The sequence below is a fragment of the Marinomonas spartinae genome, assembly GCF_016461715.1.
GTDB classification, from domain to species: domain Bacteria; phylum Pseudomonadota; class Gammaproteobacteria; order Pseudomonadales; family Marinomonadaceae; genus Marinomonas; species Marinomonas spartinae_A.
Genome location: NZ_JAEMUI010000041.1, coordinates 1 through 9,293, shown reverse-complemented (window position 1 = coordinate 9,293; position 9,293 = coordinate 1). Strand labels below are relative to the sequence as shown.

The following is a 9,293-nucleotide window of genomic DNA, read 5'->3' as shown; positions in this document are numbered from 1 at the left end:
CAACGAATATTACACAATAAAGAACGAGGATTCGAAAAAAATAAAAAACTTCTTAAACATTAGCTAGTTACCTACCTTTTCCTCAAACAAAAAAACCTAGATAAAAAATCATTTGATATGTTTTTTTCCATAAGTAGACTCAATTGGGAAGCCTTTAAGAAGAAGGGAACAAACGAGCAAACGTAAAAGACTCAAAAAATAGCAACTTGTTGTTTTCTTAGCATTAAAAAAAACAAAAATCGACTTCTGTGAATGAATATGGTTGCAAGTTAACCTGAGATGAAGTATCCCCATTAAAGGAAGCTTAAAGAAGGAAGCGGCTGTGATATCAAACAAACCTATAAACAAGCGCTATTCGATCAGGATTTTTGTCGCCAATATGTTTCTTATTGCGATTGTCATCACGGCGACCGTGGCCATTGTTTTACAATATCATGCTAATAAAAAGATAGCCGTCGCTCATATGCTAACAAGCCTAAATTTGATGTCGAATCAGATGAGTGACAATCTAAAAAAAATCGACCTAGACGCTAGGCGTACAGTCGGCCTGCTCTCGAACCTGATTCAACCAAGCTTCTCCCAAGAAAGCGTCGAACGCAAAAGCCGCTTACTGGCTCAGCTACTCAAAAATCGTTCTGATTTTTATAGCCTCTATATTGGCGACAAACAAGAGCATTTCTTTCAGCTCATTGACTTAAAAACGTCTAAGGAAATACGTCAAAAAATGCGGGCATTACCCGATGACAAATGGGCCGCCATCGTCGTTAAAGACGGTCCAAATGGACGACAACGACATACCTACTACTACTCAAGTACATTCCATTTAAATCACCAATACACACAAAGCAGTAACTTTTACCCAAGCGAACGTCCATGGTTTAGTACAGCCCCTAGAAATGGGGTCTATAAAACCAAACCTTACCTTTTTCAACACTTACAGATCACCGGACAGACCTACTCTCAACGGATCGGCGACACCGATCAGGTCATCGGTCTGGACATTCTATTATCTTCCACCGCCAATCAACTGGCCACTTGGTCTAAACTCTTATTTGAAGATGGCACTCAAAGCTTTCTGTTTCGACAGCATGGTGAGATTATCGCCTCTAATCTGCAAAAGACCCATGCCGTCTCCTTACCAAAGATAGCACCATTGCAACTTAGCAAAGAACAAAAAGAGAAGGTGGCACAATTAGGTAACCTGAAGGTATCGAATCAAAACGATTGGCGCCCATTTGACTTTAGCGATTCAGGCTTACCCAGTGGGTACTTTATCGATTTAATGCAGATCGTCAGTGCCATGACAGGGCTAAAGTTTGACTACATCAATGGCTTTAGCCGCAACGAACTGTTGAAAAAGTACCAACACGGTGAAATTGACATTTTATTATCTGTACAAAAGTTTGGAAACGATGACATAAAAGGCTTATATAGCTCGCCACTACTGGACATTCCCTATGGCATCGCCAAGAAAAAAAGCGCCCTCTCCTTAACAACCCTCAAGGACTTGGATAATCAAACAGTCGGTTACCTTGACCGCTGGAATATGGGTTCTACCTTGGAAAAGCACTTTCCTCAGATCCATTGGAAAAAGGCAAGCAGCCTACAACAACTGTTCTCTGAGCTCGAAAATGGACAGATCGATGCCATAATCGGCGCATCCCAGGCGCTGACAAACAGCATTAAAAGTTTGGGCTTAACAAACATAAAGGTGTATAAAAAGATCACAGGCCTCGACACCACGATCCCGAACCACATTTATCTAGTTGGCCATGAACAAAATAAATTTGCCATAGATCTCATTAACGCTGCTTTGGCGCACATTACCTCCGCACAACGAGACGCCTTAAGCACCTCTTGGCTAAAGCCAACTTCCCAAGATCTACAAGATTATCTCAGTATTCCAATCACACAATTACTGAGCACTGTGGACCAGTCAGCAAAAAAATCATTTGTTTTGTCTCAGGCGGACAATGGGACAAAATACTATGTCTTTACCAAACCTGTCGAAAAGGGCTCGACTAACCAATCCTACCTTGCCGTCATCGTTCCAGAGAAAAAACTCTATGAGCAAGCCACGACAGAAGCCTACCATTCCGCTTTGTTCAGTGCGGGCTTGATGGTGCTGTTACTGCCTATTATTTGGTTATTAAGTTTGCCGATTGTTCGCCCGATAAAACAACTGCAATTGGAAACAGAAAAAATCAAGAAGAGACAGTTTCAAGATATCACTCTCACCGATTCAAACATCACAGAGATCTGGAAGCTCTCTTGTTCATTCCAAGAAATGGCCCAAGAAATCAAACAACATGAAATCACTCAAAAAGACTTTATGGAAGCTCTGATTCGTCTTATTGCGAACGCCATAGACAATAAATCCGCTCATACTGGTAACCACTGTCATCGCGTTCCAGAACTCGGGCTTATGCTATCAAATGCCCTCGAACAAGCCCAAGAAGGTCCTTACAAGGACTTTCACTTTGCCAACGACAATGAGCGTCGCGAGTTTCGTATTGCGGCCTGGTTACATGACTGCGGAAAAATCACTATGCCTGAACACATCATGGACAAAGGGGCCAAACTAGAGTGTAACTATAACCGCATCCATGAGATTCGCACCCGCTTTGAAGTGTTATGGCGTGATGCCCAAATAGACTATTTACAAGCCATTTATATTGAACAGCAACCGTCAGATGTCACCTTAAAGCACTGGCAAGCACGCCAAGCACAGCTGCAAGAACAATTTCATTTCATTGCCAGAGCCAATATCGGCTCAGAATCCATGAGCAAAAAGGATATAGAAAAAATAACCGCCATTGGTCGTCAGGAATGGACACGCCACTTTGACAACCGGATAGGATTATCACCAACAGAAGAACTCTTGATTGCAGAGCAAGGTCAGCCCAACGAACAGAACCAACAGGCTGATGAACCTACTGGCGTTCAAGAAACCTTATTGTCCGATAAACCGGAACACATCATCCCACGACTTAAAAACATTGAACTTGATCCCTCATTGGGCATCAACATGGACATACCAAAATACCAATACAACCTTGGCGAGCTATACAATCTCACCATACGACGCGGCACCTTAACCGAAGAAGATCGTTTTAAAATTAAAGAGCATATGATCAGCACTATTAGCATGCTAGAAAGCTTGCCATTTCCCCCAGAGTTGAGCCGAGTGCCTCATTACGCCTCTACCCATCATGAGCGTATGGACGGACAAGGCTACCCTCGAAAACTGAACGCTGAGCAGCTGACAATACCGGATCGCATTCTGATGATTGCCGACGTTTTTGAAGCCCTCACGGCAGCGGATAGGCCTTACAAAAAAGCCAACTCGTTAAGTTCAGCGATCGACCTGATGTACAAAATGTGCCAAAAAGGCCACCTAGATATGACAATGTTCCGCTTCTTCTTAGAAAGTGGCACATACCTTCAATACGCAGAGCGCTTCTTACCAGAAAGCCAACGGGACGCGGTAGACATTAAGGCCTACTCCTTTGAGTAGGCCTTAATATTCAACACTTAAGATCTTGGATGATAGGACTAACGACAAGCATTTACAGGAGGTCTGTTATTCCACCAGGGTTGAAGTTGCTCTAATTGTGCCGCCAAGGCCAACAAAGTAGCATCTTCGCCAAAGCGTCCAACAAAATGCGCACCAAGCGGCAAATTATCTGGTGTCCAGTACAAAGGTACCGACATAGCAGGCTGGCCTGTACCATTGAAAATCGCCGTATATGGTGAGTAAGAATGGCTTAGTTGGATAAACTCTTCGATTGATTTGCTATCGTCTTGCAGATTCAGCTCACCAATTTTTACGGGGGAACGGGTCAAGGTCGGCGTAAGAAGCACATCATAATCCTGCATAAAGTTGGCCATTATACGACCTAATCCATGCATATAAGTCACCGCATCCACATACTGGACGGCGGAAACACTGCCTTTGTCGCGAATAATAATGCGCGTACTAGGCTGCAGAGCCTCATCCGACACAGGAGATCCGCTCATATTACCAATCATTTCTACGTAGCTTTTGACATTCGGTCCAATAATGTCGAACGCTCGATCAAAGAAAGTCATTAGATCAACAGGAAGTTTAGCGGTTGTAACATGGTGACCTAACGCCTCACACAACTTAGCCGCATGCTGCTGTGCTAAGTTTGCCTCTTTAGAATTAGGCCAAGGGGACAAACTATCGATCATTGCAATACGAAGTGGACGAAGCGGTTTACTCAAAGACGAGACAAACGATTCTTCTTGGTGGGGTGCCGCATAAGGCGCTCCTAAGTCGCTTCCAGCGGCGACATCCAGCAACCCAGCACTATCACGAACCGATAAGGTCAACGCATGAGCAATACTCATACCCGCCCAGCCTTCACCTACCATAGGGCCAGATGGTACCAAGCCACGAGTGGGTTTTAAGCCGAAAATACCACAGCAAGAAGACGGTACACGAATAGAACCACCTCCATCGTTACCATGAGCAAACGGCACCGCACGAGCAGCCACCAACGCTGCTGAGCCACCGCTTGACCCCCCACTGCTGTGCTCGGTATTCCACGGATTGCGGGTCGGTCCAAATAGGCTCGACTCAGTGGTATAAGAGGTACCGAACTCAGGTGACGTTGTTGTCCCCACAAACACACAGCCCGCTCCGCGTAAACGGCTGGTATGATTGTCGTCTATTCCCAAACGCACACCACCAACAGCAAAAGAACCATTGGTGGTTTTGGCCTCTTTGATGGGTGCAAATAGATCCTTCACCAACGTCGGAATTCCCATAAAAGGCCCATCAGCGTATGTCGCTTCTCTGGCAGAATCATAGAGTTTTTCCGCGATACCATTTAGGCTCGGGTTCACTTTTTCAATTCGTTCAATACAAGTTTCCAACAATTCTTTTGGCTGAACTTCTTTTTGTCTGACCAGGTTTGCTAACGCTGTGCCATCATAGTTGTCTAATAGTTCATGAAAATCACTCATTTTGTACCCTTACCATCTAATGTTGATGGCGCTGATCTCACAGCGCCATCCTATTGCTGTATGTATTTTACTGATGAACTCACACGCTAGTTCACTAACGCTGCGTGCTTATTAACCCCAGATATCGATTAAGCGGCTGTTTTACCATCACTCAGTATGGCAGGTTTTTCTCGAGAAAAAATCCAAACAACCACCCAGAAAGCAGCCAAAGCAAAACCAAAGTAGCCCATATAGGCTACGCCAATATTGATACTCACACCTGTTACAGCCAAGATAAAACTGACAATCAAAGGACTGACAAACTGCCCTAAATACAAACTTGACGTAAAGCCACCGATACCACGGCCACGGGCATGTTTTGATAAGCTTTTCATTACAGAGGCCATCACATTAGGCACTAACAAACCGGCACCCACGCCATGTATGACCACACCAAGTAGCATCATTTCATAGGTTTTAGAGACAGAAAGTATCCAAAGCCCAAGGCCAAGTGTGCCAAACAAAAGAACATTACAGCCGTTAATACCAAGCATCTTACGACATAGAGTCCAAATTAAAGACCCAACTAAGGTGGCTAATAGAGCGATCCCTGCTGTTGAACCAATTTGTGTTGTCGAGGTAATACCAATATGTACCTGTAAAATCGGCGCTTGAATGGTTTCTACAAAGACTAAAACCATACCAAAGAAGATCATCAAATAACTAATGACCAGAGAAACGACATTCATTCCTTCCTCGTCATCGGAAGAAACCGCTACCTTTTCAGCCTCTCTTGCTTTCTTCGCTGGCTCCCACAGTACCTTCATCATAAGAGGCACTAATACAAGAGGTAGCAAGTACAAGAAGAATGGCGTACGCCAAGAGTGCTCGCCCATGGCGCCACCTATTGGAAAGAACACCGCTCCCACCACGCCAATGGCGATAACCTGATAATTGACAAACCTCAGTCGCTCATCATCCCGCCAATAATCGGCAATCAAAGTCGTACAACAGGTCATAATGGTGGCTTCCGCCAAACCAAATAACAAGCGAGACAACACAATATTAGGAAGGCTATTAAGAAGCGCTGGTGCCATCCCCAAAAAAGCATAAAGAACGGTAGCGATGATCAATAGATTTTTACGGCCCACTTTATCGGCTAGCCAACCGGCTAACGGGGCAAACACGGCAATCGCTAAAGCGGGAATCGAAATCGCTAAGGGGATCAATACATCGGCATGAGCCTCTACGGGACCAAAATGGGCTCCCAGCTTAGGGATAATCGGTGCGATCATCACAGAGCCAACAATGGTCAAGCTACTGCCTAATGCAATAACCAAACCTTCCCGCCGACCAGCGGGCGCGTGTTGAGAAGAAGTCATATTAGACATGGGCCTTCTCCTTCAACTTAACATTCAGAGAAAGGGAATTCAAAAAAGATCGAAGAGAAAAAGAAGAGAGAGGCCCAAAAGCGGATCTCTCTTTACTTTCATTCATTGCACTCGTATGAAGTGAATACATCATCGTTTGCTCCTATTGTGTTTTTGTAATGTCAATTTACATTACAAAAAGGAGACGATTAGGGTTATCCGTTATTAGCAAAAGTGATGTAAAGAAGAAAAATAAAATCCGCAGTCAGGCGCACAATCCAAATTAAACATAACGTTTTTTTAAAGTATCTGAAGGTAACTCACCAAACAATTGACGATAATCCCCCGCAAAACGGCTCAAATGTAAAAAGCCATTTTTCGCTGCCGCATCCTGTACAGAAGCGACATCAGGTGACAATAATAAGTCACGATGCACCGCATTAAGCCGAAGAATGCGTAAATAGGTAACAGGGTTGATACCCAAGGTTTCTTGAAAACAATATTGCAACTTACGTCGGCTGGCCCCTATCAGGTTACAGAGCTCAAAAATCGTCGGTGGCTCATCCATTCTAGACAACACGTAATCCCGCGCCCTGTCTACAACTCGCTTACGCGCAGTTGGATCGATCATCTGAGGCTCTTCCTTATCCACTATTTCCAACAAATGCTGAAAAATAGCATCACGAACGCCTAAGCGCACTGGTTCATGGCTCAAAAAATCCAAACTACCATTCGGTGTCATCACCGTATCTAACAAACCCACTAACTCTCGCGTATTGTGACAAGGCATTAACCGATGACAATAGGCCTGATCGGTAAAATCAAAAGAGATTTTCTGCTCCTGCAATACCTGTTGAAACAGGCTCGTTGGGACATTAATGACAACGACATCCGTATTTTTAGGCGTCTTTAGTTCAGGTAAACAGCCGTGGGATACTAATAAGTGAGTAAAATCAAAGGCATGTCCATCACAGTAAAACGCCTCATGTTGCTCCATCATTGGCACACTAAATGAGACGAAGCTCGCATCCATCACCCCATTTTTTACCACTTCCTGATTGACCTTCTCACGCTGAAGTAGCATTCCTTCCAAGGATATTTCCGTCAAACTGCCTTCAAAAGCACCAGACGAGATCTGATCGTAATCCGCTTCCCAACCGTTAAAATTATTAACATGCTCTTCAACATCATTGGATTGCAAAGTGCACAAAAAAGAATCAGCAAAGGTACTATTAGTAACAGTTTTAAGCATAGAACACCTTTATTTATGGTTATTATTGAACACTTAACAACCAATGCAAAGGCTATACCCAGAACGCACCACACAAGAAACTTTGCCAAAAACGGATAGTCCTTAATGACCCCCCAAAGACGGTTCGCATGCCAAAACAGATAGAAAAATGCTGAAAAACACCTGTTTCAGACTTTGCTTTATGGGGAGTGATATCAAAGAAATATAGATTATTAGGACAATGGGGCGTCATGTTAGAAATAAAAAAGCCCTAGCAAGTACTAACCTGCTAGGGCTTATTTTATATGGTGGGCCTGCCCAGACTTGAACTGGGGACCTGCCGATTATGAGTTTTAATCCCTATTGATTGATGTAGCTTCACACAGATTGATAAAAATATATTTATTTATATAATTCAATTACTTATTTTAAAACTCATTATATTCAGCTTTACCAAACTATCTCCATATTGATACATTATGTAGCACAGATGTAGCACATACGAGATATAGAGATGAAGATCCGATTCACGAAGGAAGTGTTAAATGCGGTTGAACCCAGCAACCAACGACAACGCATCAAAGATGCAAAAGTAGAAGGACTTGTTTTAGAAGTTTTACCCTCAGGAAGGAAATCATTCAGGGTTTATAAACGAGTAAAAGGCCAGAAGTCCCCCGTCAATGTAACCCTTGGGCAGTATCCATCGCTAACGATTGAAAACGCGCGCAAGTTGGCTTTATCGACCTTAGAAAAGATTGCTCACGGCATCAACCCCAATGAGCAGGCAAAGGTAGAAGCTAAAGCACAAATAACGCTCCATGAAGTATTTCACGACTACCTATCACAAAAAGAGCTATCTCAATCCAGTTTACGGGGCTACAACCAGATTTTTAACACCTATCTAAATGACTGGCATACTACGCCTATAGCCAACCTTACGGAAACAATGATCAAAGAAAGACATTCGAGTCTCTCATGCACTAGTCGAGCGCAAGCCGACTATTGTATGAGAGTACTCAGAGCTTTGTTCAACTTTGCTCAATTCGAGTACAAAGACAGCCAAGACAGACCAATCTATCTGTACAACCCTGTCAAAATTCTAAGCCATAAAAGGCAATGGAACCACGTACCACGTAAACAAACACGGTTAACCCACACCGAGATAAAAAAGCTTCTTGAGACATTGGAAGTCATGAGACAAGAAACCGATCCATTTACCTTTGCTGTATGTGATTTTGTTGAAATAGCCCTATTTACTGGACTAAGAAAGTCCGAGCTACTTTGCTTAAAATGGGAAGATGTGGACTTTAACGAGCAAACCTTTTCACTCACGGAAACAAAGAATGGAGAAAAACTTGAACTTCCTATGAGCAACCATCTCCTAACAATTTTCCAGCGTAGAAGAGAGCACACAGATAACGATTATGTATTCCAAGCTGAAAATGATTATGGCTACATCCGAGAGCCTAAAAAAGTCATTCAGAAAATTGAGAAGCAATCAGAAGTAAACTTCACTTTGCACGACCTGAGAAGAACATTTACCAGCATCGCAGAGCAGCTAAGAGTAGGCACTTACACTCTTAAGCGCTTACTTAACCACAAGACAGGGAGAAATGATGTAACAGCTGGATACACAATTTTAACTGCAAAAGAGCTAAGTAAAGCTACCGAAGAAATATCATTAGAAATGCTATCTATGTAACATGCTCAAGAAAATCGAT

Annotated in this window: 5 protein-coding genes; 2 read left to right on the top strand and 3 right to left on the bottom strand. The window is 43.3% G+C overall.

Annotated features, from left to right (window positions below; translation table 11 throughout):
- The first annotated feature begins 322 nt into the window (after window positions 1-322).
- Complete coding sequence (locus JHD45_RS21950) at window positions 323-3,517, top strand: HD domain-containing phosphohydrolase (RefSeq protein WP_199478733.1); 3,195 nt, start codon at window positions 323-325, stop codon at window positions 3,515-3,517.
- Window positions 3,518-3,555: 38 nt separating this feature from the next.
- On the opposite strand, the gene JHD45_RS21945 is transcribed toward JHD45_RS21950, so the two are convergent.
- From JHD45_RS21945 to JHD45_RS21935, 3 genes are all read right to left on the bottom strand, one after another.
- Window positions 3,556-4,992, bottom strand: a complete 1,437-nt coding sequence (locus JHD45_RS21945; RefSeq protein ID WP_199478732.1) for an amidase — start codon at window positions 4,990-4,992, stop codon at window positions 3,556-3,558.
- Window positions 4,993-5,120: 128 nt separating this feature from the next.
- Window positions 5,121-6,362, bottom strand: a complete 1,242-nt coding sequence (locus tag JHD45_RS21940; protein WP_233407997.1) for an MFS transporter — start codon at window positions 6,360-6,362, stop codon at window positions 5,121-5,123.
- A gap of 262 nt (window positions 6,363-6,624) precedes the next feature.
- Complete coding sequence (locus tag JHD45_RS21935) at window positions 6,625-7,593, bottom strand: helix-turn-helix domain-containing protein (RefSeq protein WP_199478731.1); 969 nt, start codon at window positions 7,591-7,593, stop codon at window positions 6,625-6,627.
- Between the two features lie 493 nt (window positions 7,594-8,086).
- On the opposite strand from JHD45_RS21935, the gene JHD45_RS21930 reads away from it, so the two are divergent.
- Window positions 8,087-9,274: a tyrosine-type recombinase/integrase gene (locus tag JHD45_RS21930; protein WP_199478730.1), complete on the top strand. Its 1,188-nt coding sequence runs from the start codon at window positions 8,087-8,089 to the stop codon at window positions 9,272-9,274.
- Window positions 9,275-9,293 lie beyond the last annotated feature (19 nt).

What these genes read in the sequence shown, in the direction of transcription:
- JHD45_RS21930 (WP_199478730.1), top strand. Translation starts at nt 8,087, where the DNA reads ATGAAGATCCGATTCACGAAGGAAGTGTTAAATGCGGTTGAACCCAGC.
- JHD45_RS21940 (WP_233407997.1), bottom strand. Translation starts at nt 6,362, where the DNA reads ATGTCTAATATGACTTCTTCTCAACACGCGCCCGCTGGTCGGCGGGAA.
- JHD45_RS21945 (WP_199478732.1), bottom strand. Translation starts at nt 4,992, where the DNA reads ATGAGTGATTTTCATGAACTATTAGACAACTATGATGGCACAGCGTTA.
- JHD45_RS21935 (WP_199478731.1), bottom strand. Translation starts at nt 7,593, where the DNA reads ATGCTTAAAACTGTTACTAATAGTACCTTTGCTGATTCTTTTTTGTGC.